The 511-nt window shown below is 76.3% G+C and carries 1 protein-coding gene; it reads right to left on the bottom strand.

Annotation, left to right across the window (positions count from 1 at the left end; all coding sequences use genetic code 11):
- Positions 1–221 (bottom strand): urease subunit gamma (gene ureA, locus RF645_RS13490; protein WP_368819292.1); only part of this gene is annotated, 221 nt, incomplete at its 3' end.
- Between the last annotated feature and the right edge of the window lie 290 nt (positions 222–511).

Here is a 511-nt window from a genome sequence, read left to right as displayed (position 1 = left end):
GGCACGCCCTCCATGACGTCCGCCCGGGCCAGGATCGTGGAGCCCCAGGACATGAGCTCGGCCACGGTCCGGCCGTCCCGGGCGCCCTCCAGCAGCTCGGCGGTGATCAGGGCGACCGCCTCCGGGTGGTTGAGCCGCAGCCCCCGGTCCCGGCGCCGCCGGGCGAGGTCGCCGGCCACGACGACCAGCAGCTTCTCCTGCTCACGGGGTGTCAGGTGCACGGCTCTCCTCGGGACGGCGGGTGCTCAGGGACAGTCGTCACCGTAGGGGCTCCGTGTTTCGGCGAGGTTCACCGGGTGTTTCCGGCACGTGCCGGGGCGCGGGCGCAGGGGCCGGCGCCCCGGCACGTGCGTCGGCGCCGGCTCAGAGGGCGAGCGCCGCCCGGGCGTGCTCCTCGGCCCGCTCCCCGGCGCGGCCGGAGGCGCTGACCCGCCCGGAGTCCAGGACGTACCAGTCCGTGGCCGAGCCCAGCGCGAAGCCGATCCGCTGCTCCACCAGCAGCACCCGGATC

It is taken from the genome of Kocuria sp. CPCC 205260, from assembly GCF_040981045.1.
Lineage (GTDB): Bacteria > Actinomycetota > Actinomycetes > Actinomycetales > Micrococcaceae > Kocuria > Kocuria palustris.
This window is presented reverse-complemented; position numbering and strand designations above follow the sequence as displayed.